Genomic DNA, 409 nt, shown 5'->3' on the forward strand with positions numbered 1-409 from the left:
CTCGACTTGCATGTGTTAGGCCTGCCGCCAGCGTTCAATCTGAGCCATGATCAAACTCTTCAATTAAAAGTTTTTTTGAATCCGAAGATTCAGCTCAATGAATACTGATTTTGTTCTTGTTTCCAAGAACGAATTGACTGTGCGTTATTACTTTCACTTTTAAAAAAGTAAAATCAAAACAGCTCAAAGCTGAATTTTTTAATAACTTATGGTCACTCAGCTCAATTGAGACTCTAAATTTGTTTGCGTCATCTAGCGAACTAGAATCAGCTGTTAGAACTCAATCTGTACGAGTGCCCACACAGATGATTGCTTCATATTTTTAAAGAACGTTCGAGTTGCTTTCGCGTCTCGAGGGCTGTGCATTCTACTCAACCCTGTTTTATTGTCAACACTTTATTTTAAGAAG

At 37.4% G+C, this 409-nt stretch carries 1 rRNA gene; it reads right to left on the reverse strand.

The window, feature by feature from the left end:
* Positions 1–66, reverse strand: a 16S ribosomal RNA gene (locus EXT46_RS18695); the annotation flags it as partial.
* Positions 67–409: the final 343 nt, after the last annotated feature.

The organism is Pseudoalteromonas sp. CO325X (assembly GCF_004208955.1).
Lineage (GTDB): Bacteria > Pseudomonadota > Gammaproteobacteria > Enterobacterales > Alteromonadaceae > Pseudoalteromonas > Pseudoalteromonas ruthenica.